Origin of the sequence: Burkholderia sp. BCC1644, from assembly GCF_902833225.1 — a bacterium.
GTDB lineage: Bacteria > Pseudomonadota > Gammaproteobacteria > Burkholderiales > Burkholderiaceae > Burkholderia.
Genome location: NZ_CADFEI010000006.1, coordinates 395,081 through 421,227 on the forward strand (window position 1 = coordinate 395,081; position 26,147 = coordinate 421,227).

The 26,147-nt window shown below is 64.4% G+C and carries 24 protein-coding genes and 1 pseudogene; 12 read left to right on the top strand and 13 right to left on the bottom strand.

Going from position 1 to position 26,147, the window contains the following annotated elements; genetic code table 11:
* Nucleotides 1-409 precede the first annotated feature (409 nt).
* Nucleotides 410-2,659: a hybrid sensor histidine kinase/response regulator gene (locus HWX87_RS15015; RefSeq protein ID WP_176047833.1), complete on the top strand. Its 2,250-nt coding sequence runs from the start codon at nt 410-412 to the stop codon at nt 2,657-2,659.
* A gap of 43 nt (nt 2,660-2,702) precedes the next feature.
* Here HWX87_RS15015 and HWX87_RS15020 read toward each other — a convergent pair whose 3' ends face one another.
* On the bottom strand, nt 2,703-3,257 hold the full coding sequence (locus HWX87_RS15020) for an NAD(P)H-dependent oxidoreductase (RefSeq protein ID WP_176047834.1): 555 nt from the start codon (nt 3,255-3,257) through the stop codon (nt 2,703-2,705).
* Between the two features lie 367 nt (nt 3,258-3,624).
* Between HWX87_RS15020 and HWX87_RS15025 the strand changes: the two genes are divergently transcribed.
* Entirely contained in the window at nt 3,625-4,224 is a 600-nt protein-coding gene (locus HWX87_RS15025) for an RNA polymerase factor sigma-70 (RefSeq protein ID WP_176047835.1), read from the top strand.
* Entirely contained in the window at nt 4,202-4,417 is a 216-nt protein-coding gene (locus HWX87_RS15030; RefSeq protein ID WP_176047836.1) for a zf-HC2 domain-containing protein, read from the top strand. The genes HWX87_RS15025 and HWX87_RS15030 overlap by 23 nt, the downstream gene beginning before the upstream one ends.
* A 124-nt stretch (nt 4,418-4,541) precedes the next feature.
* On the opposite strand, the gene arsC is transcribed toward HWX87_RS15030, so the two are convergent.
* On the bottom strand, nt 4,542-4,901 hold the full coding sequence (arsC, locus tag HWX87_RS15035; protein ID WP_176047837.1) for an arsenate reductase (glutaredoxin): 360 nt from the start codon (nt 4,899-4,901) through the stop codon (nt 4,542-4,544).
* A gap of 957 nt (nt 4,902-5,858) precedes the next feature.
* Between arsC and parA the strand changes: the two genes are divergently transcribed.
* The gene (gene parA, locus HWX87_RS15040; RefSeq protein WP_059238301.1) at nt 5,859-6,521 is read left to right on the top strand and encodes a ParA family partition ATPase; all 663 of its coding nucleotides are present in this window, start codon (nt 5,859-5,861) and stop codon (nt 6,519-6,521) included.
* 23 nt (nt 6,522-6,544) lie between these two features.
* On the top strand, nt 6,545-7,606 hold the full coding sequence (locus tag HWX87_RS15045) for a ParB/RepB/Spo0J family partition protein (protein WP_176047838.1): 1,062 nt from the start codon (nt 6,545-6,547) through the stop codon (nt 7,604-7,606).
* A gap of 80 nt (nt 7,607-7,686) precedes the next feature.
* Here the strand turns inward: HWX87_RS15045 and HWX87_RS15050 are convergent, their stop codons facing one another.
* Nucleotides 7,687-9,054 (bottom strand): replication initiation protein, encoded by a 1,368-nt coding sequence (locus tag HWX87_RS15050; RefSeq protein ID WP_176047839.1) that lies wholly within the window; start codon nt 9,052-9,054, stop codon nt 7,687-7,689.
* A 1,822-nt stretch (nt 9,055-10,876) separates the two neighbouring features.
* On the opposite strand from HWX87_RS15050, the gene HWX87_RS15055 reads away from it, so the two are divergent.
* Nucleotides 10,877-12,058: a DNA-binding protein gene (locus HWX87_RS15055; protein ID WP_176047840.1), complete on the top strand. Its 1,182-nt coding sequence runs from the start codon at nt 10,877-10,879 to the stop codon at nt 12,056-12,058.
* Nucleotides 12,059-12,194: 136 nt separating this feature from the next.
* Here HWX87_RS15055 and HWX87_RS15060 read toward each other — a convergent pair whose 3' ends face one another.
* From HWX87_RS15060 to HWX87_RS15070, 3 genes are all read right to left on the bottom strand, one after another.
* On the bottom strand, nt 12,195-13,214 hold the full coding sequence (locus HWX87_RS15060; protein ID WP_176047841.1) for a tyrosine-type recombinase/integrase: 1,020 nt from the start codon (nt 13,212-13,214) through the stop codon (nt 12,195-12,197).
* Nucleotides 13,215-13,315: 101 nt separating this feature from the next.
* Nucleotides 13,316-13,693 (bottom strand): DUF2471 family protein, encoded by a 378-nt coding sequence (locus HWX87_RS15065; protein WP_176047842.1) that lies wholly within the window; start codon nt 13,691-13,693, stop codon nt 13,316-13,318.
* Between the two features lie 141 nt (nt 13,694-13,834).
* The gene (locus tag HWX87_RS15070) at nt 13,835-14,446 is read right to left on the bottom strand and encodes an XRE family transcriptional regulator (RefSeq protein ID WP_176047843.1); all 612 of its coding nucleotides are present in this window, start codon (nt 14,444-14,446) and stop codon (nt 13,835-13,837) included.
* Between the two features lie 161 nt (nt 14,447-14,607).
* Between HWX87_RS15070 and HWX87_RS15075 the strand changes: the two genes are divergently transcribed.
* A complete protein-coding gene (locus tag HWX87_RS15075) occupies nt 14,608-15,807 on the top strand; it encodes a glycine C-acetyltransferase (RefSeq protein WP_176047844.1) in 1,200 nt (399 codons plus the stop codon).
* Nucleotides 15,808-15,820: 13 nt separating this feature from the next.
* Complete coding sequence (gene tdh, locus HWX87_RS15080) at nt 15,821-16,849, top strand: L-threonine 3-dehydrogenase (protein ID WP_176047845.1); 1,029 nt, start codon at nt 15,821-15,823, stop codon at nt 16,847-16,849.
* Nucleotides 16,850-17,243: 394 nt separating this feature from the next.
* On the opposite strand, the gene HWX87_RS15085 is transcribed toward tdh, so the two are convergent.
* Together HWX87_RS15085 and HWX87_RS15090 are read right to left on the bottom strand one after the other, a co-directional pair.
* On the bottom strand, nt 17,244-17,660 hold the full coding sequence (locus HWX87_RS15085) for a hypothetical protein (RefSeq protein ID WP_176047846.1): 417 nt from the start codon (nt 17,658-17,660) through the stop codon (nt 17,244-17,246).
* Entirely contained in the window at nt 17,657-18,295 is a 639-nt protein-coding gene (locus tag HWX87_RS15090; protein ID WP_176047847.1) for a GNAT family N-acetyltransferase, read from the bottom strand. The genes HWX87_RS15085 and HWX87_RS15090 overlap by 4 nt, the downstream gene beginning before the upstream one ends.
* Before the next feature lie 169 nt (nt 18,296-18,464).
* On the opposite strand from HWX87_RS15090, the gene HWX87_RS15095 reads away from it, so the two are divergent.
* Entirely contained in the window at nt 18,465-19,070 is a 606-nt protein-coding gene (locus tag HWX87_RS15095; RefSeq protein ID WP_176047848.1) for a TetR/AcrR family transcriptional regulator, read from the top strand.
* Between the two features lie 63 nt (nt 19,071-19,133).
* Nucleotides 19,134-19,613 (top strand): nuclear transport factor 2 family protein, encoded by a 480-nt coding sequence (locus HWX87_RS15100; protein WP_027781811.1) that lies wholly within the window; start codon nt 19,134-19,136, stop codon nt 19,611-19,613.
* A 407-nt stretch (nt 19,614-20,020) separates the two neighbouring features.
* Here the strand turns inward: HWX87_RS15100 and HWX87_RS15105 are convergent, their stop codons facing one another.
* Nucleotides 20,021-21,106, bottom strand: a complete 1,086-nt coding sequence (locus tag HWX87_RS15105) for a tartrate dehydrogenase (protein WP_176047849.1) — start codon at nt 21,104-21,106, stop codon at nt 20,021-20,023.
* Nucleotides 21,107-21,223: 117 nt separating this feature from the next.
* On the opposite strand from HWX87_RS15105, the gene HWX87_RS15110 reads away from it, so the two are divergent.
* Complete coding sequence (locus HWX87_RS15110; protein ID WP_176047850.1) at nt 21,224-22,147, top strand: LysR substrate-binding domain-containing protein; 924 nt, start codon at nt 21,224-21,226, stop codon at nt 22,145-22,147.
* A 111-nt stretch (nt 22,148-22,258) separates the two neighbouring features.
* On the opposite strand, the gene argC is transcribed toward HWX87_RS15110, so the two are convergent.
* Entirely contained in the window at nt 22,259-23,200 is a 942-nt protein-coding gene (gene argC / locus HWX87_RS15115; RefSeq protein WP_176047851.1) for an N-acetyl-gamma-glutamyl-phosphate reductase, read from the bottom strand.
* A gap of 122 nt (nt 23,201-23,322) precedes the next feature.
* Between argC and HWX87_RS15120 the strand changes: the two genes are divergently transcribed.
* A complete protein-coding gene (locus HWX87_RS15120; protein ID WP_176047852.1) occupies nt 23,323-24,207 on the top strand; it encodes a LysR family transcriptional regulator in 885 nt (294 codons plus the stop codon).
* A gap of 43 nt (nt 24,208-24,250) precedes the next feature.
* Here HWX87_RS15120 and HWX87_RS15125 read toward each other — a convergent pair whose 3' ends face one another.
* From HWX87_RS15125 to HWX87_RS15135, 3 genes and pseudogenes are all read right to left on the bottom strand, one after another.
* On the bottom strand, nt 24,251-24,715 hold the full coding sequence (locus tag HWX87_RS15125; protein ID WP_176047853.1) for a hypothetical protein: 465 nt from the start codon (nt 24,713-24,715) through the stop codon (nt 24,251-24,253).
* Between the two features lie 60 nt (nt 24,716-24,775).
* Complete coding sequence (locus HWX87_RS15130; RefSeq protein ID WP_176047854.1) at nt 24,776-25,993, bottom strand: patatin-like phospholipase family protein; 1,218 nt, start codon at nt 25,991-25,993, stop codon at nt 24,776-24,778.
* Nucleotides 25,990-26,147: pseudogene (locus HWX87_RS15135) on the bottom strand (3-hydroxybutyrate dehydrogenase); the annotation flags it as partial. The gene HWX87_RS15130 and the pseudogene HWX87_RS15135, both read right to left, overlap by 4 nt.

The window sequence follows — 26,147 nt, forward strand, 5'->3', positions numbered from 1 at the left end:
TTAGGGGCCATGCGTTCGGGCGCGGGCAACCGCCTTGCGGCCGTGCGCGGGCGTCGCGACGCAGGTGCGCGCGACGCCCGCGCGGCGATCGCCGGCGGGCGCATATATCTGTCATAGGGAAAGCAAGGCGCGATTCTCGGAGTAAACCGGAGGCGATGCAACTCGCCATTTTCACCATTTCGAACAGAATCGGTCCGATCGCACGCCATTCCGAAAACAGCCGCGATCATTTTCGAGATAAGCACGCAAAATTTTTCCTTGTGTACGTTTGCGCTGCCGGATTCGTCGCGTTTTCAATCTGACAGTTTCCCCCTGTCGGAATCGACAGGATCGTGACGCCGCGGGCTGCGCGGCGGGCCGTCGCAACTCGTTTATGATGGCAGGCACCTCCGCCTCACCCGCTTCTTCGATGACGTCCGACCGGCCTGCCGACTCCCACGCCCCCGCCTCCCCGCCCGCCGACGATTGGCAGGACGACGGCAGCTACGCGTCCGGCGCCCCCGAACACGATTTCGCGGTGCGCCGCGTGACGCTGATCGTGCTGCTCGTCGCGGCGATCGTGCTGCCGTGCATCTACGTGGTGGTGATGGCGTACAACGACCTGAATACGCGCGAGGCCGCCGCGAGCGACGTGACGATGCGCACGGTGCGGGTTGCCGAGGAGCACGCGCTCAAGGTGTTCGACCTGAGCGAGACACTCGATGCGCGCATCGTCGACCTGGTGCAGGACATGGACGACGCCACCGTGCGCACCAAGGAATCCGACATCCACGAAGCGCTGAACACGATCGGCGGCGGTTATCCGCAGGTGGCCGCCGTGTCGATCTTCGGCGCGAGCGGGATGCTGCTCGCCAACAGCCTCTACTACCCGGCGCCGTATGCGTCGATCGCGAACCGCGACGACTTCACGGGCATCCGCGACGGCAAGGTCATCGAACACATCTCGCGGCTGATGATGGGGCCGCTCAAGCTCGAGAACATTCCGGTCTTCAACACGGGCGTCGCGCGCCGTCACAGCGACGGTTCGTTCGCCGGGATGGTGTCGATCGCGCTGAAGTCGTCGTATTTCAATGCGTTCTATCGCGACCTCCTCGGCGGCGCGAGCACGCCGATGACGATGGCGCTCGCGCGCTCGGACGGCGCGGTGATCGCGTCGTATCCGCCGCCGCCGTCGCTCGCACACACCGATCGCTCGGTCACGTTCGGCAACGCGCGCAACGATCCGCGCGCAGGCGTCGTGCGCGTGCGCCACGACGGCGCGAGCAGCGAGATCGTCGCGTACCGCCAGGTCGGCAGCTATCCCGTGTACGTGACGTGCGCGTACCGCACGTCGGCGATCTGGCATGAATGGTACGAACACCTGAGCGTGCTGTTCATCTCGATGTTCGCGCCGTCGATCGCGCTGTGGTCGGTGATCTGGCTGTCGCTCAAGCGGTTGAAGGCGGAAGAGGAGGCGTGGGATCGCTGGCAGGCCGAAGCATCGATGCGGCGTTCGATCGAGTCGGCGTACCGGCAGTCGCGCAAGATGCAGGCGCTCGGCAACCTCGTCGGCAGCGTCGCGCACGACTTCAACAACCTGCTGATGATCATCTCGAGCAACGTGCAGATCGCACGGCGGCGCGGCGTCCAGCATCTCGACAAGGAACTCGGCGCGATCGAGCGCGCGCTGAAGAACGGGCAGTCGCTCACGCGCCAGCTCCTCGGCGTCGCGCGCAAGCAGCCGCTGCACAACGAGACGATCGACGTCGGGCAATGGGTCGGCACGTGCCGCGAACTGCTGAAGACGTCGCTCGGTTCGAAGTCGTCGCTGGTCGTCGCGATCGAGCCCGGCGTCTGGCCGATCCGCGTCGACGTCGCGGAGCTCGAACTCGCGGTGATCAACCTCGCGGTCAACGCGCGCGACGCGATGGCGTCCGGCGGCCGCTTCACGGTCGGCGCGCGCAACGTGACGCTGCGTCGTGAGGACGGCTTCCCGCTGACCGGCGATTTCGTGCAGATCTCGCTCGACGATACGGGTTCGGGCATGGCGCCCGACGTGCTCGCGCGCGCATTCGAACCGCTGTTCACGACGAAGGCGCAGGGGATGGGGACGGGGCTCGGCCTGCCGCAGGTGTTCGCGTTCTGCGAACGCTCGGGCGGCCTGGCGACGATCGACAGCGCGGTCGGGGCCGGCACATCGGTGCGCCTCTATCTGCCGCGCGCACGCGCCGAAGACGTCGTCGCGCGGCCGCCGGCCGTCGCGCACGAAGCAGGCACGGGCGCACTCGCGGGCCTGCACGTGCTGCTCGTCGAGGACAACAGCGAAGTCGCGGCCGGCACGGAGGCGCTGCTGTCGCTGCTCGGCCACCGCGTGACCTATGCGCCCAGCGCCGACGATGCGCTGCGCCTGATCGAGGGCGCGGCCGCGAACGATGCGTTCGACCTCGTGATTTCGGATATCCACATGCCGGGCCGCCTGAACGGCATCGACCTCGCGGAAGCGGTCGACAAGCGGCCGGGGAAGCTGCCCGTGATTCTCGTCACGGGTTACGCGGAGGAGCTCGACCGCACGCGCACCGTCAACGTCCGCGTGCTGTCGAAGCCGTTCGACATCGCGCTGCTCGACGAAATCCTGCTGGGCATCCGCGAAGCGCGCGACGCGCGGCACGCCGGCGCGTGACCCGCTGCGTGCGGGCCCGCGCCGACGGCCGAACGCGTGACGCTCAGGCCGACTTCAGCAGGCGCACCCAGCCCGCGTAGCGATCGACAAAGCCCTGCAGGAACTTGCGGGTGTCTTCGCTGACGATCTGGCCTTGATCGTCGATACGTGCCGGATCGTGCTTGATGAACATCTCGGGTTGAGCGAGCGTCTTCACGTCGAGGTATGCGAGCACGTTGCGCAGGTGCTGCTGCGCGAGCGCGGTGCCGACGGCGCCCGGCGACGTGCCGAGGACCGCACCGGGCTTGCCCGACCACGAGTTGGAACCCCACGGGCGCGAACCCCAGTCGAGCGCATTCTTCAGCACGCCGGGAATCGACCGGTTGTATTCGGGCGTGACGAACAGCAGCGCGTCGGCGGCTTCGATCGACTGCTTGAAGCGCTTCGCGACTTCCGGAAAATCCGCGTCGTAGTCCTGGCTGTACAGCGGCAGCTCGCCGATCTCGACGAACTCGAACGAAAAATCGGCGGGGGCGAGCGAAATCACGGCATGCGCGAGCGCACGGTTCGTCGATGTGCGGCGCAGGCTGCCGACGACGACCGCAATACGATAGGACATGGCATTCTCCTTCCGGTGAGTGAGGAATCGGATCAATTGCTTCCGAACGGGCAATAAAGGTCTGTTTATAGGCAAGCCAGCCCGCGAGCCGTCCCACGGGGCCGTCCGGCCGACTTTCCACAAGGTTTTCCACAGAAATTGTGGATAACTCGACCGTTATGTTCTGACGTTACAGATTGCCCGCCGCGCGACGCCGTCGACGCGCAAGCCGGGGTTCGGCAAGCATAGCGCAGCACGCTGGCCGGTTTCGTGAAATCGTGACGGAACATGCATTGCAGGCCGGCGGCGCGCCCAGTAAGCTGCTCGCACCGCGATGCGCGCGCCCGGTGGCGCAAGCGCGATCGTTTCGAAACACTGCAACCCAGACATGCCGTCCGCCTACGACGATCCCGTTTATCTCGCGCAACTGCGGCGCGACCTGCTGCGCTTCGCGCGACTCCAGCTCCGCGATACCGACGCGGCCGAAGACGCCGTGCAGGAAGCGCTGGCCGCCGCGTGGTCGCACGCGGGCGATTTCGCCGGGCTGTCGGCCCACAAGACGTGGGTGTTCGGCATCCTGCGCAACAAGCTGATCGACGTGCTGCGCGCGCGGCAGCGGACAGTCAACCTGTCCGCGCTCGACGCCGAACTCGACGGCGAATCGGTGCTCGATCGAGAACTGTTCAAGGAGAACGGGCATTGGGCCGCGCATGCGAAGCCGCGACCATGGCCGAAGCCCGAGACGCTGTTGCAGCAGCAGCAGTTCTGGACGCTGTTCCAGGTCTGCCTCGACCACCTTCCGGAACAGATCGGGCGCGTGTTCATGATGCGCGAATTTCTCGATGTCGAGATTGCGGAAATCTGCAGCGAACTGACGATGACGACGAATCATTGCAGCGTGCTGCTGTATCGGGCGCGCACGCGCCTGCGAACCTGCCTGAGTGAAAAAGGACTGACGACCGAAGATGCTGCCGGGGAAATGTACTGACATCACGCGACTGCTGTCGGATGCGCTCGACCGGCATCTGACGCTGCACGAACGACTGCAGGTGCGCATTCATCTGCCGACCTGCAGCGGATGCAGAGCCTATCGCGGGCAAATTTCGCTGTTGCGGACGGCCGCGAAAGCGGCGGCGGGGCAGGAGCCGGACGATGACGGTACGTCGTCCGGCGAACGCTAGGATACGGTTCGTGTCGCCGCTCTCGTTCGCGTCGCAGGCGGTGGATTGCCCGGCGATCGCGTCGGCGTCGAATGCCCGCGCGAGCGTCGGACTGATGCAATAAGAAAAATACGCCGGCCAGGAATTATTCGAACAGCGCTTTCACCGATTCGGGCGGCCGGCCAATCGCCGCCTTGCCGCGATACACGACGATGGGCCGCTGCAGCAGAATCGGATGCGCGGCAATCGCGGCATAGGCCTCGGCGTCGGTCAAATCCGCGCGGGCCAGATTCAGCGCCTTGTACGGCTCCTCGCCGTCACGCAGCATGTCGCGCATCGGGCGGGCGAGTTGCCGATGCAGCGTTTCCAGTTCCTCGACCGTCGGCGGCGTCTTCAGGTACTCGACGACATTCAGCGGCGTGCCGGTGGTATTCAGCGATTCGACCAACGCAAGCGTCTCGCGCGACTTCGAGCATCGGGGGTTGTGGTAGATCGTGATCATCATTCAGGCCTGGATGGTAGAGCCCTGTATTGTAGCCAGTCTGTGCGAGGGGTTCTGAGGGGGCGGCTGGGGTGAAGTCGGGTGTGGATTCGGTGTATCGCCGAGGCAGTCGGTGAGGCGGCGCATCATGGCAGGGAGCCGCGAGAGGGGAGCGCTCTCCGGGGCACATGCTTCAAAGAATGGATGTGTTTATGCGCATAAAGTCGGGCGGTGCGCTATCGCGGGATGAAGGCTATGTCTCTGCGAGCCAATGCATCGTGACTACCTCCGAGGTGAGCGTGTGGTGCGGGGGATAGCGTGAGCCAGGTGGTTTATGCGCATAAAGCCAGCGATCGCTGGGGGAGGTGCGTCGCAATTTGGCGCGTGATCGCATGTGGATACATCACGGCACCGAGGGGGCGCTATATCGACATGCAGCCTCGCCACGGCATCATCGCGCATCGGATTCAGGCGGGGCTGCACGTGGCCCATCGTTGCTCGCCATCGAGCGTCGCTGGTTTATGCGCATAAACATCGCGCCGTTGAACGCACATCGACGTGCGTTCAACGGCGCGCACCACCAACGCGGCATGCATGGACAAGGCAGCGGCGCACAACCCTCGCTCGTGCCCCAGGCATTTCGCCACGAGATTGACCGCATAACCTCTGCCGAGTTTATGCGCAGAAACTCGCCGGCCGTCTGACATGACACCCCCGTCCAGCGAAAGGGCAGCGCATCGGGATATCGCGGAGGGCGATCATTCACCCCGACAACACCGTTGGCGATGACACATCCAACGTCAGCCCATCGACATCTCCAAGCATCGCCCACACGATCCAATCGAGCCACCAATCTCCTCCGGCTCGTTTATGCGCATAAACCGATAGCCCGAATGGCTAATGCGTAGTTGTCGAACGACAATTTCATTGAAATCCAAATATCGTCCTGTAGAATTCCAACGACCAAAACAGGAGTGAAAATTGGCCGCGGAAATCATTGCAGTCACTCAACAAAAAGGTGGCGTCGGCAAAAGCACGATTGCCATGCACCTCGGCGCCGCGTTCCATGAAAAAGGGAAGCGCGTCCTCGTCATCGACGCAGACCGTCAAAACACGCTGGTTCACTGGTCGAGCGCATCCGGCGACAGCGAAAACGGCATCCCGTTTCCGGTCGTCAACCTCGCCGAAGCCGACGGCCAGATCCATCGCGAGATCAAGAAGTTCATCAACGACTACGACATCATCGTCGTGGACTGCCCGCCGTCGATCACCGAGAAAGTCTCAGGCGTCGTCCTGCTGGCCGCATCGATTGCCGTGATCCCGACTTCGTCGTCGCCCGCCGATTACTGGTCGAGCGTCGGGCTGGTCAAGCTGATCCAGCAGGCGCAGGTCATGAACGAAGACCTCCGCGCGGTCTTCCTGCTGAACAAGACCGAAGAGAAGCGCATGCTGACCCGCGAGCTAAAGCGTGCGCTCGAGGAGCTCGGCTTCCCGTTGCTGAAAACGCAGATCCCGACCCGGGAAGCGTACAAGCAGGCGATGGCGCTCGGTCAGACCGTGCTGCAGATGAACGATCGCGGCGGCAAGCTGGCCGCCGCCGAAATTCGTGCATGTGCCGACGAAATCGTCGCCATGCTGCCCTGACTTTATGCGCACAAAGGAGTCACATGAAACCCTCCCAATTTGCCAAAGGATTCCAAGCGCGCCCGGATATCACGACGAGCGAGAAGCGCACCGCGCTTGATCGGCTCAACGCGATCGACGGCATCGTCAAGTCCGAGACGCCCACGCCTGCGCCGACCAAATCCGCAAAGAAAGACATCGCGCCGCCGCCTGCTCCGGAGCTCACGATCGATCCGTCGATCGACGAGTCGCCGCAATATCGCGCGTGGCGCCTGGAGAATCGCTACGCACCGGGCCAGGTGATCGAGCTGTCGTTGAAGGCGATCAAGCATAGCCCGTTCAACCCGCGGCACTTCTATCTGAAGTCGTCGATTGCCGAACTCGCGGTCAACCTCGCGAAGCAGGGGCAACAGCAGGCCATCCACGTGATTCCGGATTACGACAACCCGGGCACGTATTTCGTCAGCGACGGCGGTCGCCGCGTGCGGGCGTTGAAGGAAGCAAACAAGGAGTCGGTCAAGGCGATCGTGATCGACGTGCCGATCGGCATCCAGAGCTACAAGCTCGGCTACGATCTCAACGTCCAGCGCGATACGCAGACGGTGTTCGACAACGCCGTCGTGTGGCGCCGCTTCCTCGACGACAAGCATTTCCAGAGCCAGAAGGAGCTCTCCGAGCATCTCGGCCTCGACGAGTCGACGGTGGCCGTCGCACTGTCGATCGGCAAGCTGCCGGAGCCGATCATGCAGGAGATGGTCGTGCGTCCCGACCGCTTCGGCTCGAACATGGCGTATCAAGTCGGTCGCTATCACAACGCGCGCGGTACCGAGGCGACGCTGCGGCTGATCAACAAGATCGTGTCGGACGATCTCAGCACGCGCCAGGTGTCGGACATCGTCAAGGGTCGCGTTGCGGCTCAGGAGACGCCGAAGGTCGCAGGCCGTCAGCGCTATGCGCAGCGTCTTGAGATCAAGCTCGGCGGCAAATCGGTCGGCGACCTGAAGTCGTATGGCGAAGATCGCATCGAATTGCGCCTGCGCGGTCTCCCGAAAGACAAGCGCGACGCGATCCTCGAGCAGCTCGAGCGGATGCTGTTGTCGGAGTGATGGAAACGGCCCGCAGGGCCCGGTGAGGACGCCGGGCCCGCCGGCTCAGGGCGAGGCCGGCAGCGGCCCGTCAGCGGGCCTCAGGCGGCCCGCGACTGATTCAGCGTGAACGACAGCAGGTCGCCGTCGGTCGGCTCGCCCCAGGTCTTCTGGGCCAGCCAGTCAAAAAAGGCCGTCTCGGCCAGCTTGGAATCGAGGCCGCGCTTGCGCCAGTCGTCGCGCAGATGCGAGCCCATCGTCGGCAGCGCCTCTGATTCGAACGACTCGCGCGCCACTTCGCGCTCCGCGTCGCCCTGCTCTTCGTACAGCACCTTCGCTTCCTTGCGCCGGAACGCCGCGAACTCGCTCATCAGACGTGCCTTCAGATCGTCCGGCTGGGCCGCTGCGACCTTCGCAGAGGGCGTGCCGGCAGGCAGCGCGTCGACCGACTCGACCGGCGGCGCATAGCCCTTCTTCAGCGCATCCTTGAACAACGCCGGCGCGCTGCGCACCGGCGGCAGCGTCGTGCTGCGCAACCGCTGTTCGGTCATCTGCAGTGCAGCGCGAATCCGGTTCTCCTCGCTGTCGGCATAGAGCGTCTGCGCTTCCTTCAGCGGGATCCCCAGCTTGACCATCCGGTCGACCAGCGTGCTGTCGAATACGTTCGGGTGTTCGTCGAGCGCGAGCATCGGCTGCTTGCGTTCGGTCACGCGGAACTGGATCTCGGCCACCCGGCGCCCTTCGCGGTGCTCGATCAGCTCGACGAAGATGTTGGTGACCGCGTTGACTTCCGCGATCGCGGGACGCAGATAATCGCGCTTGAAGTACTTGTACTCGCGCTTTGCCTCGTCGCCGGCTTCCGTATCGGGCGTACCCGACAGGATCGGCCGCCACCATTCCCACGGTTCGCGCATCGTCAGGTGGCTCGGGTTCGTCAGGTAGCGCACGCAGATCTCGTACAGGGCGAGACCGGCGCTGCTGCGCAGCTGGCTCTGGAACTGCAGGCTCAGGCGCGCATACTGGACCGGGTCCAGCAGTTTCTTCTTGATCTTCGGTGCGAACGAGAATTCGACCCACACGCGGCGGGTCGTCGGATCCTCGAGGATTTCCGCGTCGGCGATCAGCGTCGAGATCCCCCACTTGCGGCCAGGCTTCTGGCTCGACGTCCCCGTGCTCCATTCGACCTGCACCGACACCATGCGGCGCAGGTGTTCCTTCACCAGCGCGGTGTCGTTCGAGTCGAAAGCGGAGTTGGCGACGATGTCCGACAGCAGCGCGCGATACGTATCGCCCGAGTCGTCGGCCTGCTGCGCGACGGCCAGCAGGACATTGAACAGCTTGCGAGTGAGGAGCGTGATCTTGCCGCTTTTCGGCTGAATGGCAATCGCCTCGACGGCCTTGCGCAATTCGGCTGAACTGGCACTCACCACATCCACATCGGTTTTCTTGGCGCGCTTCGTCGTGGCCATACGTCGGGTCGGAGGTGAAGTTTCCCGGAAGGATAGCGCCTGCGGTGATGTGCGTCCAGAACGACATGCTCACCATAGCCGGTGAAGCGCGCGTGCAAAACGGTGCTCACCCCAACCACTCCCGAAAACCCTCACCGGTCCGCCATTGCAGCGTTCCGGACTCTTCCAGACGTGCCGCGGGATGCGCGGATTCACAGAATTTCACCTGTGCACGACACGTGCGGAATTCGCTCCCGTATCGGCTCACCTTTCAATTTGTCGTAATTTTGCGACTGCGCGGCCGTGCGTTCGGCACAGGGTTGCGATTGTCCGTCGCTGTGCGTTCCCGATCACCCCGCGGCGGCCTGTATGCATGTACAGGCACGGTTCGCGGGCGAATCGAGATTGGGTCCGGCGTACGAAAAGACGCTGCCGAAACCGGCCCGCACGGCCCGATCGAACCTGATTTGCAGGCCCGGGCGCGCATTGTACAGCGCACCAACAGGATCAGGTCCCGAAAATGCTCACCTTGAGCACAGCTTGTTCTTTCGTCCGGATGCCGACGAATCCCCGATACACACGGGATTGGCTGGCGAAGCATCCCGAAAGTGCTCACCTTTCCGAAAAAATGCTGTGCCGCAACGGGCACGGAAGTGGCTCCCGAAAAACCTCACCGTAACCGCCACAGTATCAAAAACCTCAATGCGTTCCGATACTTATGCTCAGACGGCATTTGGCTGTGCGCCGCGGACATCCCCCGAAAAGCCTCACCTTTCGGCGGGAATCCTTCATACGACAACGGTATGTCAGCCCCCGAAAAATCTCACCTGTGCCAAAAAGTGGCACAGCGAAAACGAGATTTCTTCCAGTCCTGGTGGGCTTTTCGACGAATCCGGCCGCTCACAGGTCCCGAAAAACCTCACCTTTGACCATTTTTCGGGCAAATTCCATTCCCGAAAAGCCTCACCTGTGACTGCGCACACAGTCTGTGATCCATGCCCCGAAAAAGCTCACCTTAACGGGATCAGGCCAGGAAAACCCGCATTTCCCTCCCGAAAAACCTCACCTTTAGGGCATCACAGGCCCCTGAGCGCACTTTTGCTGTGCAAAATGGCGTTCGTTTCCCGGAAATCCTCACAGCAAAATCCCGCGGAGTCCCGTGAAACCTCACCTTTCGCCAAAACTGCCCAAAAGATGGGCAGAATCGGGGCGCAAAGAAGGTCCTGCAAACGCTCACCTGTGTCTGCACAGGCAGAAAACTGTGCAGTCAGGCACCGCGCGGGTTCTGTGGCTGTGCGGCCCCGAAAAACCTCACCTTTGGGAAATCTCGTGTTTCACTGTGATCCCGAATCCGCTCACGACCTTTCCTGCAACGGCTCACGCTGCTCCCTGAACCCCATCACTTCAGCTCCCGCAGAAGATCACCTTGGCTCCCGTAAAACTTCACCTTGTCGGCCGGAAAGCCTTGTTACATAAGGCTGTGCCGTGGCGTTAACGTTTTTAACTAAGGGTTCAAGGGTGTTTACTTCTAATACTCTCAAGACATCGGCTGACGAGTTTTCCACAGACACCCCAACCCCTGAACACCCACAGGCAATCGGATCCGCTGTCATGTGAAACAAATACCGAAATTCGGGGTCTGCAGGAAAATGCTTGTGCAACAAGGACTTGGCTGATCTTCTTCGCTTTGTTTCACGGAATCCTTGAGCACAGTCGACCAGATCGGCTCACAGATCCGATTTCTGTGCGAAGCGACGTAAATTCACCACGTCTGCACAAAACCAGTATCAATAAATACGTATTTCGTTATGATTGCCACACTTCAATGTCTGTGAGCACGGTCATGACCCTGGACGAAATACGCCAAGTCATTCGAGACGAACTGGAATCACTGCGCGCCAGCGGTGCACGCCGTCAGGAATTGTCGCTGCATGCATGCAAGCGTTTGTTCTTCGATCTCGGCATCCGGCCGTCGGCCGCCAACGTCCGTGATCTCACCCAGACCGGCAGCGCCAGCGACATTCCGAAAGACATCGACCATTTCTGGGAGCGCATCCGTTCCGCGTCCAAGATCCGGCTCGACGGTGCGGCCATTCCGAAGGCCGTCGAGGAAAAAGCCGGCGCATTGCTCGGCGCACTCTATGAAGAAGCGCTGAAAGCAGCCCGCGACAGTCTCGATGGCGATCGCGAGCAGGTTCGCGCCGGCGTGGCCGACGCCGAACAGCGGTTGCGCGACGCAACCGTCCGCCAGGAGACGCTCGAAGGGGCGCTCGCCCGCGGCGAAACCCGAAACGAGCAGTTGCAGGCCCGAGTGACCGAACTCGAGGTTCAACTCGCGTCGCAATCGACGCACGGTTCGGCGAGCGAAGCGACGTTACTCACCACAGTCGCCCGACTGGAGAAGGAACTGGCTGCGGCAGCGGCCCGCATCGACGCCGAGCAGACGCAAAACGCAACGCTGCGCGACCGGATCGATGCGTTGCAAGCCGAATTGCAGCAGCGCACCGAGCACTATGCGCAGCAAATCAAGGACGCCGTGGCCGAAGCCGAACGTCGCGTCAAACCGATGCTGGTCGAACTCGACTCGTTGCGCAGCATGGCATCGACCTACCAGAGCGGTTTGCGGGACGTTCAGCGCAAGGAATTCGATTTCCTGCAGCAATTGAGTTCGGCCAAGGCCCGCGCGGATCGGCTCGAAGAACAGTTGCGCACCCAAGGCGATGAGCTGGAACGCTCGACACGCGACGTAAGCTCGCTGCGCGCGAGCCAAGGGATGAATCCGGAAGTCTCCGCGCTGATCCGGCGCCTGGCCGATGCCGGGCAACTGGATGCGGAAGCGTTTTCCGCGATCGGCACCGCGCTGGATCACGACATTCCGGTGCCGACCCAGTGCCCGCATTGCGACGGGGAGCCGGAGCTGTCACACGGTAAAGAGGGGTTTGAAGTGGCGTGCCCGGAATGTGAACACGCGTCGGGCACATGGCCGTCCCGGTTCGAAGCCGTCGCGCGCTTTGCGCATTCCTGACCCGAAGATCGGCAGCACCTGCACAGGTGAGACGATCCGGGACGCTTGAGGTGAGGTTTTTCGGGAGCTGTGAAACGGTGAGGCTGCGCCACGCAAGGCTGCTCACGGATCATGTGCGTGAGCAGCCGTTTCCCGATCAGTGAGTTTCGTCGCTGTCGGTTGTGTCACCGTTGTGGTCGGCCAAACCGTCGCGCCAGTTTTTCCACGCGCGATGCAAGCGGTTCGACGAGATCGGCCGCATGAAGCCCAGCCATTTGCCGACGCGCTCGGGCGGCACATCGTGCTCGAACAGCTCGGCCGCGTAGGTATTGCGCAGCGTTTGCGGGCTGGCACGCGCGGTGCGCGATGACGTGAGCCCGGCCGATTCGACGATCGCGTCGATCGCGCGCAGCATCGTCGCCTTGTGCATCGGCCGTCCGGCATGCGATGCGGGGAACACGAGTTCTCCCGGAATCTCCTGGCGCTTGCGCTCGGTCAGCCATGCTTCGAGCAGCGCGATCGCAAACGAGGCCAGATGGGTTTCGCGCGCGTAATCCGGATGCGTCGACTCGATCTGCAACGACGTGGCGCTCGTATTGATGCAACTAATCGTGAGTGCACGCGCTTCGCCGGTCTTGATGCCGGCACCGAGAAACACGGCGACGAGCGCGCGGTCGCGCCGCTCTTTCCAGTAAGCGGAACCCGACACGCCGATCGGCGAAAACAGATAGGCGAGCAAGGTCGCGCGCTCGGCCGGCGTGAGGAAACCGGTCGGCTCGTTGTCGCGTGCCTTGCGCCAGTTCGCTTCGCCATCCTGAGCAATGAAACGGGCCGGGTTGGTCGATGCGTACTCGGTGCGCCGGATGTGATCGAGCACGCGCTCGATCAGTCGCAGATAGCGCATGCGCTGCGTTTTCCTGATCGGCAACTCGCCGACGAAGTTTGCGATGGTGGCCGTGTCGACCGTTGCCAGATTCTTCTGATGCGCACGCATCCACGTGAGAAAAGCGCCCCATTGCGCGCGATAGACGTCGGCCGACGAGCGGCGATACTCCTGCATGGCAAGCCAGGCGTCGAACGCGGTTTCGGGCGAGACGATCCAGTCGGATGCGCCGCGGTCGAACAGATCCTTTTCTTCCGGGCGTGCAGCGGTGTCGGGAGAGGCGGGAAGGGACATGGTGTTTATTCCGTTAGTTGCGTATATGGTAGCCCTTTCCGCAACATGTCGGGCAGCTGGAGACTGATCGGCCGCCGTGCGCTGCAGCCGGGGCTTGGCCATCAGTCGCCCCACGCCTTGGACTGACGGTGAGCGCGCTCGCGAGGCGCCGCGTCGTGCGACGTGGCTGCAGCTTCATACGCGAGGACCGCGAACGAAAAGACGGCGGGCAGCGCGTTCGAGCGCCCGAAGTCGATCGGATCGTCCGTTTCCGGAAAGGTCATGTCCGACGGCCGTTCGAACAGTTGACGCATGCCGGCGTCGTGCCGGCTGGCAAAGCCGAGGTCGGCGAGCGCCTCGGCCTCGATCGCGTGCAGCAAGCGCCACGTCAGCGGCACGCGCTGGCGGATGTAGCGCCCGGCGATATGCCGGACGATCAGCTCGAGATCGTGCGCGGCAGCCTTGAAGCTGAGCGCGGCCAAATCTTGTTCTTCTGTCATTGCAGGCTCCTGTCGACCGGGGCGGGCGCCTCGGTGCGCCGGCTCCGGCCCGTGCATGGCGGAATGTCCGTATACTGTACAAACATACAGTGTTTTCCGCAACTGGCCTGCGATTGACCTTTTGGCCGACTAGTCGCGCCGTCAGCGATGGATCACGATCAGCAATGCCCGCGCCTCGGCCTTGCCGGGGTTGCGGATCGCGTGCGGCTCGTCGGCGGGGTAGCGTGCGGTGTCGCCCACCTTCAGGCGCCGGCTGGCCGCCGCGGCCTCGATTTCCATCGCGCCTTGCAGCACGGTGAGGTGTTCGCGCGTGCCGGGTTCGTGTGCGTTCGATACCAATGCGCCGCCGCCCGGCAGCGTCAGCTCGTACCACTCGAACTTGCCGGCGAGGTCGATCGGGCCCCATACGCGCAACTGGTACCGGCCGTCGTGGCCGGCGAGCGTCGGGATGTCGTGAGGGCCGTCCACCCGGATCGTCTCGGGCGCCTTCGGCTGAGAGAACAATTCGTCGAGCGTGATGCCGAGCGCATTCGTCAGCCGCCACGCGACGGCGATCGTCGGGTTGGCCTTGTCGCGTTCGATCTCGGAGAGCATCGATTTCGATACGCCGGCTGCGCGCGACAGGTCGTCGAGCGTCAGCTTGCGCTCGTTGCGCAGCCGCTGGATCTGCTCGCCGACACGCGGCGGCGTGACGGCCGGCGGCTGCGGTGCGGCGCCGGCAGGTGTGCGCCGCGAGCCGGAGGAACTTGCCATTTGGATTCCGTTCGCTTAGAGTTGTTCGATATTTCGAATTCTAGTTCGGAATATCGGATAAATGCGGTCAACCGAACGACCGACTATAACAGTAGCAGGCCGTTGCGCCGCCGCCACGAGCGGTGTGCTGCGGAATGCGAATCCCTGTCAGGAGCTTTGCGATGCGTGATGCCTTTCTCGCCCAGGTGCGCGGGACGCTCGACCAGATCCGCGCGGACGGTTTTTACAAGACCGAGCGCGAGATCGCGAGTCCCCAGGCGGCTGCAGTGCGGCTCGCCGGCGGTGCCGGCGTGCTCAATTTCTGCGCGAACAACTATCTGGGTCTGGCGAACGATCCGCGCCTGATCGACGCGGCGAAGGCCGGCCTCGACCAGGACGGCTTCGGCATGGCATCGGTCCGCTTCATCTGCGGCACGCAAACCGTCCACAAGCAACTGGAGAGCGCGCTGGCCGCGTTTCTCGGCACTGAGGACAGCATCCTCTATTCGAGCTGCTTCGACGCGAACGGCGGGCTGTTCGAGACGCTGCTCGACGAGAACGACGCGATCATCAGCGACGAACTGAACCACGCGAGCATCATCGACGGCGTTCGCCTCTGCAAGGCGAAGCGCTTGCGCTACAAGAACAACGACCTGGCCGACCTCGAGGCGAAGCTCAAGGAAGCCGATGCGGCGGGCGCGCGCCACAAGCTGATCGCAACCGACGGCGTGTTCTCGATGGACGGCATCATCGCCGACCTGAAAGGCATCTGCGATCTCGCCGATCGCTACGGTGCGCTCGTGATGGTCGACGATTCGCACGCGGTCGGCTTCATCGGCACGCACGGCCGCGGCACACCCGAGCACTGCGGCGTCGAAGGCCGCGTCGACATCATCACGGGCACGCTCGGCAAGGCGCTCGGTGGTGCATCGGGCGGCTATGTCGCCGCGCGTCGCGAAGTCATCGAGCTGCTGCGCCAGCGCTCGCGCCCGTATCTCTTCTCGAACACGCTCACGCCGAGCATCGCCGCGGCCTCGCTGAAGGTGCTGGAACTGCTCGGCAGCGATGAAGGCGCGAAGCTGCGCGAGCGCGTGCGCGAAAACGGCGCGCGGTTTCGCCAGCAGATGACCGAAGCCGGTTTCACGCTCGTGCCCGGCGCGCATCCGATCATCCCGGTGATGCTCGGCGACGCGCAGCTCGCGACGAACATGGCCGACAAGCTGCTCGGCGAAGGCGTCTACGTGATCGGCTTCTCGTTCCCGGTCGTGCCGCGCGGCCGCGCGCGCATCCGTACGCAGATGAGCGCCGCGCATACACCCGAGCAGATCGACCAGACGGTCGCCGCGTTCGTGCGCGTCGGCAAGTCGCTCGGCATCATCTGACGGAGACGCGACCATGAAAGCACTGGCAAAGCTCGAACGCGGCCCCGGCCTCACGCTCACGCGCGTGAAGCGTCCCGAAGTCGGCCACAACGACGTGCTGATCAAGATCCGCCGTACGGCGATCTGCGGCACCGACATCCATATCTGGAAGTGGGACGACTGGGCACAGAAGACGATTCCCGTGCCGATGCACGTCGGTCACGAATACGTCGGCGAGATCGTCGAGATGGGGCAGGAAGTGCGCGGCTTCGCGATCGGCGATCGCGTGTCCGGCGAAGGCCACATCACCTGCGGTTTCTGCCGCAACTGCCGCGCGGGGCGCCGGCATCTGTGCCGCAACACGGTCGGCGTCGGCGTGAACCGCGAAGGCGCGTTCGCCGAGTATCTGGCGATTCCGGCGTTCAACGCGTTCAAGATTCCACCGGAGATTTCCGACGATCTCGCGTCGATCTTCGATCCGTTCGGCAACGCGACGCACACGGCGCTGTCGTTCAATCTCGTCGGCGAAGACGTGCTGATCACCGGCGCGGGCCCGATCGGCATCATGGCCGTCGCGATCGCGAAGCACGTCGGCGCGCGCAACGTCGTGATCACCGACATCAACGACTACCGGCTCGAGCTTGCGCGCAAGATGGGCGCGACGCGTGCGGTCAACGTCGCACGCGAATCGCTGCGCGACGTGATGGCCGACCTGCACATGACCGAAGGCTTCGACGTCGGTCTCGAGATGTCGGGCGTGCCGAGCGCGTTCACGAGCATGCTCGAGGCGATGAACCACGGCGGCAAGGTCGCGCTGCTCGGCATCCCGCCCGCGCAGACGGCGATCGACTGGAACCAGGTGATCTTCAAGGGGCTCGAGATCAAGGGCATCTACGGCCGCGAGATGTTCGAGACCTGGTACAAGATGGTCGCGATGCTGCAGAGCGGCCTCGACCTGTCGCCGATCATCACGCATCGCTTCGCGGCCGACGATTTCGAGCAAGGCTTCGCCGCGATGCTGTCCGGCGAAAGCGGCAAGGTGATTCTCGACTGGACGGCCTGAGTCGAGTGTCGAGACGGGGCAGTGCGGCGCGTTTGCCGCCTGCCCCGCTTTCGTTTGCACGCGCATCGTCAACATCGAAGCGCGTGATGCGACGCTTGAGGTGAGATTATTCGGGAGCTGTGTTTGCATGCGTGAATCACGCCGCGATCGCACATCGGTGACCTGCAATCGCACGTTTGCTTCACCAGTCAGCTTTTGCTTCGCTTTGCCTCTTCACGCCGTTCGGCGCTTGCTTTCCCCCTTCTACACGCTTCCCTGCTTCGCTGGCCGGGCGATCGTTCGCGACGCTCCGCATGCGACACCGAATTGAATCGCGACATCAACCGTGAGTGCACGAGCCTCGTTGCGACTCACTCATACGCATCGCGCACGGCGTCCAACGGTGCGCAGATCGCTACTTGTTCCGTTCACCCTTCAACCATCGCGGTTCGAGCTGAAGATTCAACACGACGAGCCAGCGCTTCGGGCATTGCGGCGCAACGTCGACCGGATCGCCATGCGCGCCGGGAACCGTGACGAACCCGTGCCGCGCCGCGAATTGATACGCGCGTAACGCATCCGCTTGCAGCCAGAAGCTGACGAGCGCGCACGTCACGAAGCGGAACAGCAGTACCGTCGCGGCGTCCGGCGCGAAACCGGCGGCACCCAGCAGGCCTTCGAACGCGAACGCCAGCGCCTGCGCAACCGCGATCGTGACGATCGTCAGCTTCATCACACCGCGCAGCCGAAGCGCTGCACCCACACGTGCCTGCCGGGTGTCGAGCTGTGCGCGATCCTCGCCGTCCTCGCGCTTCGGCACCTCGTGTTTCATGACACCGCATCGGCGTGCCGCGCGACCTCGATCTGAGTCGTACCGCACGCACGCATGCGGTCGTTCGCGATGCTGACGGCCTTGCACAGGATCACGCTGTCGTAGTTGTGCCCCGGAAAACGCATCACGTCGACCGGCTGAAATCCTTCGCGGCGATAGAAATCGACGAGCCGGACCGCCGCATGCGGCGCGTCGAGCGCGAGGTGCGTCGCGCCGCGCGCGGCGGCCCGATGTTGTGCAAACGCGAGCAGTGAGCGGCCGATGCCGCGATCCTGCCAGACCGGGTCGACGGCCAGCTGGCCGAGCGTCGCGACGCACCGGCTGCGATACGGATCGCAGCGGGAATCGGGATCGTGCGACAGCATCGTCATCGTCGCGACCAGATGCGCGTTGCCGAGCGCGACGAAGCACTCGCCGGTGAGCATGCGTTCACGCGTCGCCGACGCCGACTGATCGATGCTCGGGCAATTGAAGCCCAGTGCGCCGAGCGGGGCGAACGCGCGATGCAGCAGCGCGGTCAGTGCATCGTACGAATCGCTGCGCGGGTCGAAGCGCCGCACGACGACGCGGCCGTCGAGCCGCTTCGCATAAGCCGCATAGGCACGCACGGGGCGCGCAGATTCCGGTCGCTGCATGATGTCCTTGTGCCCAGACAGGGTGACCGAAGTGTAGTGAGCGTCCTGTATCGGCTTCAAGAAAAAATGTCGTAAACGCGCGTCGCCAGGCCGCGCTTCAGCCCTCCCGTCGATGGGGCTTTTTCACATGGGTATTGACGAAGGAGAACGATCGTTCTACCGTAAACCCATGAACACACCTCACGACTCCTCCGGCGAACCGGGCGTTCGCGACCGGCTGCTCGACGCGGCCGAAGCGCTGATCTATTCGGGCGGCATCCACGCAACGGGTGTCGATGCGATCGTCAAGCGATCCGGCGCGGCGCGAAAGAGCTTTTATTCGCATTTCGAATCGAAAGAGGCGCTGGTGGTTGCCGCGCTCGAACGTCGCGACGCGCGCTGGATGCGCTGGTTCGTCGACGCCACGCTGGCGCGCGGCAAGGCGCCACGCGCGCAGCTGCTCGGCATGTTCGACGTGTTGCGTGACTGGTTCGGGCAGCCCGATTTTCACGGCTGCGCGTTCCTGAACGCATCGGGCGAGATCCCCGACGCCGACGATCCCGTGCGGGTCGTCGCGCGCGAGCACAAGGCACGGCTGCTGGCATTCGTGCGCGAGCGCTTCGATGCGTATGCCGATGAAGTCGGCCTTGAGCGCCGCGGGCTTGCCCGCATCGCGCGCCAGTGGCTCGTGCTGATCGACGGCGCGATCGGCGTGGCGCTCGTCAGTGGCGATGCAAACGCCGCGCGCGATGCGCGCGCGACGGCCGAACTGCTGCTCGATACCGTGTCCCGGTAGGCGGTGCAGCGAATCCGAACCGGCTGCGTTCGTTCGCAGCCAGAACCTGAACAGGAGCAACCCATGTCCGCTTCCCCCGAAGTCCGTCCGCCCGTTCCGCCCTTCACGCTCGAGACGGCGCGCCAGAAGGTGCGCGCCGCCGAGGACGCATGGAACACGCGCGACCCGCAACGCGTGTCGCTCGCCTATACGCCGCAAAGCCGATGGCGCAATCGTGCCGAGTTCGTGACGGGCCGCGACGAGATCGTCGGGCTGCTGCAGCGGAAATGGACGCGCGAGCTCGACTACCGGCTGATCAAGGAGCTGTGGGCGTTCGGCGGCAATCGCATCGCGGTGCGCTTTGCGTACGAATGGCATGACGACGCAGGCAACTGGTTTCGTTCGTACGGCAACGAGAACTGGGAGTTCGACGAAAACGGCCTGATGGCGCATCGTCACGCGAGCATCAATGATCTGCCGATTCGCGAGGCGGACCGTCTTTATCACTGGCCGCTCGGTCGTCGTCCGGACGATCATCCGGGGCTGTCCGACCTCGGGCTGTGAGGTTCACGTCGATTCAGCGGAGCGGTGAACGCCTCACCGAGGTTCAATGGTGAGGAAATTCGGGAGTCGCAACGCTAAGGTGAGATTTTTCGGGAGGAGGTGAAATGTCGCGTCGAACTGTGTGTTCCGAACAGGTCGACGCGTCATTGCACGGGTGAAGCAGACAGGTCGACGCGCAGCGAGCGGTGTGCGTTGCCGCGTGATGCATCTCACCGATCGCACCGGTGAAGCATTGACGATCGGTGTGAGTGAGCGTGACGTGCCACTCACCGATCGGATCGACATCACCACGCACGCTTCCGAAGAATCTGCATGCGTGCGCAAACGCATCGCATGTTGCTCACCGCAGACGGATGCGTGAAGTGCCGCCCGGCGGAGCGCCGGGCGCGACCCTCGACCCTCGGCGCTCAGCCCGCGATCCGCGCGGCGATCGCCTCGCCCACTTCCTGCGTGCCTGCATTACCGCCGAGATCGCGCGTATGCGGCCCCGTGCGCAGTACGTCCTCGATCGCGGCGACGGTCGTGTCGTGCGCTTCACGTTCGCGGCCCGCGCCGTTGCCGAGGAAGTCGAGCATCATCGCCGCCGACCAGATCATCGCGACCGGGTTCGCAATGTATTGCCCCGCGATGTCGGGTGCCGACCCATGCACGGGTTCGAACAGCGACGGGAACGTGCGGTCGGGGTTCAGGTTCGCCGACGGCGCGATGCCGATCGTGCCCGTACAGGCCGGCCCGAGATCCGACAGGATGTCGCCGAACAGGTTCGACGCGACGACCACGTCGAAGCGGTCCGGCTGCAGCACGAAGCGTGCGCACAGGATGTCGATGTGCTGCTTGTCGACGGCGATCTCCGGATAGCGTTCGGCCATTTCGGCCGCGCGCGCATCCCACCACGGCATGCTGATCGCGATGCCGTTGCTCTTCGTCGCGACGGTGAGGCGCTTCGCGCGCCGTTGCGCGAGCTCGAACGCGAATTTCAGCACGCGTTCGGTGCCGTGCCGCGTGAAGATCGACTGCTGCATCACGACTTCGCGATCGGTGCCTTCGAACATCGTGCCGCCGACCGACGAATATTCGCCCTCGGTGTTCTCGCGCACGATCATGAAATCGATGTCGCCCGCGCGGCGGCCGGCGAGCGGCGACGGCACGCCGTCGAACAGGCGCGCGGGCCGCAGGTTGATGTACTGGTCGAATTCGCGGCGGAATTTCAGCAGCGAGCCCCACAGCGAGATGTGATCGGGCACCGTTGCGGGCCAGCCGACCGCGCCGAACAGGATCGCGTCCATGCCCGACAGCTGCGCCTTCCAGTCGTCCGGCATCATCTTGCCGTGCTGTGCGTAGTAGTCGCAGCTCGCCCAGTCGATCTCGACGAAGTCGAAGCGGATGCCGAAGCGCGCGGTGACGGCGGCGAGCGCGCGCAGGCCCTCGGGCATCACTTCGCGGCCGATGCCGTCGCCGGGGATCACGGCAATCCTGTAGGTCTTGTCGGTCATGCATATCTCCTTGGCTGGTTGCCCGGCTGCCGAGGGAGGCAGCGGGCCGTCACGTCATTCTATTTATTTCCATCCGGATTAAAATCACGCGAAAGGTTAATCGACTTTCCACGAATCGTGAACAAATCACCGAATCTCGACGACCTGCGCGTGTTCAGCCTGGTTGTCCGCCTGGCGAGCTTCAGCGCGGCCGCCGAGCAGCTCGCGGTGTCGCCCGCGTACGTCAGCAAGCGCATCGCGCTGCTCGAGGCGCAGCTCGGCACGCGCCTGCTGCATCGCTCGACGCGTCGCGTGAGCGCGACCGAAGCAGGCGAACGCGTGTTCGCGCGCGCCGAGAAGATTCTCGACGACGTCGATCATCTCGTCGAGGACGTGTCGACCACCCGCACGGTGCCGCGCGGCACGCTGCGCATCTCGAGCAGCTTCGGCTTCGGGCGGCATGTCGTTGCGCCGGCGCTGCTCGACTTCAGCGCGCGCTATCCGCAACTGAACGTGCGGCTCGATCTGTTCGACCGGCTCGTCGATGTCGCGGGAGAAGGCTACGACCTCGACGTGCGGATCGGCGACGAGATCGCCGATCACCTGATCGCGCGCCGCCTCGCCGCGAACCATCGCGTGCTGTGCGCGTCGCCCGACTATCTCGCACGACGCGGCACGCCGCGCTCGCTCGCGGATCTCGCGTCGCACGACTGTCTTGCAATCAAGGAGCGCGACCATCCGTTCGGTGTATGGCGATTGAACGTGCGCGGCGAGACGGTCACGATGAAGGTCGGCGGCGCGCTGTCGACGAATCATGGCGAGGTGGCCGTGCAGTGGGCGCTGGCGGGACGCGGTATCGTGTTGCGCTCGATCTGGGAGGCCGCGCCGCTGATCGAGCGCGGTGACCTGTGCCGCGTGCTGCCGGACGCGATCCAGCCCGCGAACATCTGGGCCGTGTATCCGGAACGCGTCGCAGCGTCGGCGAAGGTGCGCGTGTGCGTGGATTTTCTGGTGGAGACGCTGGCCGGCCTGAACGCAGCAGCAGGCGACGATACGGCCTGAAATCGTCTAAAGGTGAGCTTTTGCGGGAGGGCGTGCGCAGGCACCGAAGCAGCGCTGGATGCGACGCCGAGCGGCCCGACGGGCGGACCTTCGACGGCGCCTGCGGGAGACTCAGGCCGCGCTCGATGCACCGAGCATCAGGTCGAGATTCTGCACGGCTGCGCCCGATGCCCCTTTGCCGAGATTGTCGAACACGGCGGACAGCAGTACCTGACCGTGGTCTTCATTGACGAACACGCCGAGCCGCAGGTCATTGGTGCCGTTCAGTGCTTGCGGATCGAGATGCGTGATCGCGCGTGCGTCGGCAAGCGGCATGACGTCGACGTGACGTGCGCCGGCGTAATGGTGCGCGAGGCACGCATGCAGCTGCTCACCGGTCACGCCGGCCGGAAGCAGGCGCAGTTCGATCGGGATGGTGAGCACGATGCCTTGCCGGTACGCACCGTAGGCCGGCACGAAGAACGGCCGGTGTGCGAGCCCGGCATGCAGCCGGATCTCGGGCGCATGCTTGTGCTCCAGCGCCAGGCCATACACCTGCAGCGGCAGCCCGCGTGCGGCGGCGTCACCCGATTCGAACGCTTCGACGGCCGCCCTTCCGCCCCCCGAATAACCGGAGACCGCATGGATGCTCACCGGGTAGTCGCGCGGCAGCAGGCCGGCTTGTTGCAGCGGGCGCAGCAGGCCGATCGCGCCCGTCGGGTAGCAGCCCGGATTGGTGATGCGCTTTGCGTGTGCAATGTTCTGCGCGTGTCCTTCGGCCATTTCGGGAAAGCCGTAGACCCATTCGGGCTGCGTGCGGTGAGCGGAACTTGCATCGATCACGCGTACCGACGGGTTCCGGACGAAGCCGACCGCTTCGCGCGCGGCCGCATCGGGCAGGCACAGGATCGCGATATCGCATGCGTTGAGCGCGTCGGTGCGCCGGACGGGATCCTTGCGTTCGGCAGCCGGAAGCGTGAGCAGCCGCAAGTCGGCACGGTCGCGCAGGCGCTCGTGAATCAGCAGTCCGGTCGTGCCCTGGTCGCCGTCGATGAAGACAGTGGGGAGGCTCATGATGGTCGGGTTCCTCGCGTTCGGTGGTCGGGGGAAAGCCGTATCGTCCGCCGAACGCCTAGAATAGGAAAAGTTGAATTTACTGACTATCTGATTCAGCTTTCCTGAACGAGAGGTGTTTGATGCGCGAGATCAGTCTCGACCGCCTGCGTACGCTGGTCGCGATCGCCGACCAGGGTTCCTTTGTCGCGGCGGCGCAATGGCTTCATCTCGCACCGCCAACCGTCAGTCTTCATATTGCCGAGCTGGAAAGCCGCGTCGGCGCACCATTGCTGTCCCGCACGCGCGGAAACGTGCGGCCGTCGACGATCGGCGAAGTGCTGGTGGAGCGGGCGCGGCGTCTGCTGGCCGAGGTCGAATCCACGCTGGACGACGTGCAGCGGCAGGTGCAGGGGTTGACCGGACGCGTGCGCCTCGGCGCATCGACCGGGGCGATCGCACACCTGTTGCCGCAGGCGGTGGCGCGGCTGCGCGAACAGCATCCGGATATCGACGTCCAGATCGCGGTGCTCACGTCGCAGGACACGCTGGCGCGCATTGCGCAGGGCACGCTCGACGTCGGTCTGGTGGCGTTGCCGCAGGCGGCGGTCGCGGGGCTGTCGATCCGCGCGTGGCGGCGCGATCCGGTGATGGCTTTCCTGCCCGCGGACTGGCGGCTTCCGGCGCGCGTGACGCCGTCCTATCTGGCAGCGCGTCCGCTGATACTCAACGATGCGACGACGCGCCTGTCACGGCTCACGACGGAATGGTTCGCGCTCGGCGGCCACCGGCCCGAGCCGCGGATCGAACTCAACTACAACGATGCGATCAAGAGCCTGGTCGCCGCAGGTTATGGTGCGACGCTGCTGCCGCACGAGGCCGGTGCGCCGCTGCCGGATGCGCGCATCGTCATGCGGCCGCTACGCCCGGCGTTGTGGCGCGAACTGGGTATTGCCCATCGCGCCGGCCCCGTCGAACGGGCGACGCAGCATGTGCTCGACGCGCTGGGGGCGCTCGGCGCGCGATAGCCGATTGTGGCGCGGTTGCCCGTGTGGGCCGAACGCGCGTCGTTCAGAGCCGGTTGTCCTTCGCGAGCATCAGCACGCGCGCCCAGCGCTGTGCATCGCGCTTGTCCGTCATCGGCAGCTTCCATTCGCTGCGCACGGCGTCGCGCACGCGCACGACGAGATGCCAGCGGCCGCCGATCGGCGCGACCTGGCAGCCGTCGAGCTGCGACAGCGTATAGCGGCCGTCGGCGCCGTCATGTGACAACCACAGCAGCCCTTGTGTCGCGGACAGGCGCAACTCGCCCCACGCGCGATGCACGATGTGCGTCCAGCCCTCTTCCTTCGTATTCGGTGCGATGTCGCGGCGGCGTTTGATCCACCACGCGACCAGTGCGATCACGATTGCGGCGGCGAGCACGGCGGCCGCGATCGCGACCGGCTGGCCGAACTGTGCGGCGATGACGTGAAACAGGTGAACCGCGCCCCATCCAATTGCGATGAGCGCGAATAGCGCAATGAAAATCGGCATGTCGAATCTGAAAGGAGAACGGCCCAGCGCATGCATCGCGCCGGGCCGCCGGACACGGCATTACCGGCGGCGGTGAATGTCGTGCGTGACGAAGCCCGCGTCGTTGTTGGGCAGCGCGAGGCCGTCCTTCACTGCGAGCGTCTTGCGGATGTCGTCGAGACCCGCGGACCAGTGGTCGCGCATCGTCGACAGACCGAACTGATAGTCCTTGTAGTGATGCTCGTACGCTTTCTGCTGGTAGATCAGGTGCTGGATGTTGTACTTCTTGCTGCACGACATCGCATCGGCCTCGACGCACCACGGATCGGCCTTGCGCTGCTCGTCCGGTACCTGGTCGAGCACATGGCGCAGCACGTTGCGGTAGCGCTGCTCGCGCTGCAGCGTGTCGGTCACGAAACGCGTGCGGCTCGAATACTGCACGTCCTTCGTGCGTTCGGCGACGTCGGCCATCGTGCGCGGCAACGGCCCGCGCGCGCTCCACAGATCGACCTGGAACGCGAGCGTGTCGCGGCGCGGCCGTGCGCGGAGCACTTCCATCAGCGGCGTATTCGACACGACACCGCCGTCCCAGTAGTACTCGCCGTCGATCTCGACGGGCGGGAACGCGGGCGGCAGCGCACCGGACGCCATGAAGTGCTCGGGCGCGAGACGAATGCGCGAGTTGTCGAAGTACACGAAGTTGCCGGTGCCGACGTTGACCGCGCCGACCGACACGCGCGTTTCGCCCGAATTGATCCGGTCGAAGTCGCACAGCTTCAGCAGCGTCGTGCGCAATTGCGACGTGTCATACCAGCTGATTTTCTCGGGATGGTCGGACACGCCCGGCAGCGGCGGCGGGAAACGCGGCACGAAGAAGCCCTGCTGGCCCTGCATCATCGCGCTTGCAGCTTGCGACGCGGTGAAGAACGTGCGGATCTGGTCGATGCTGTTGAACAGCGCGAATTCGAACGCGGCCGGAATCGTGGGAAAGAACGCCGGCTGGCAGATCGTTTCCCAGAATTCGCGCAGGCGCTCGACGCGATGCTCGGGCGCATTGCCGGCGATCAGCGCGGTGTTGAGCGCGCCGATCGAGATGCCCGCGATCCAGTCGAGCGGAACGCCCGCTTCGTGCAGCCCTTCGAACACGCCGGCCTGATACGCGCCGAGCGCGCCGCCGCCCTGCAGGACGAGCGCGATCGTCTCGTACGGCAGCGACCGCGCGGGGGCCGGCGCGCCGGCTTCGTGATGCAGGTCCGCCGCATCGACGGCCTGCTTTTCGGTGGGGGCGCGCGGCTTCACTGCATGAACCAGCCGTGGCTGACGACGAACGACTGGCCCGTGAGCGCGGCGCTCGGGAACGCCGACAGGAACAGCACCGTCTGCGCGACGTCCTGCACCGTCGTGAACACGCCGTCGACCGTGTTGCCGAGCATCACCTTCTTGATCACTTCTT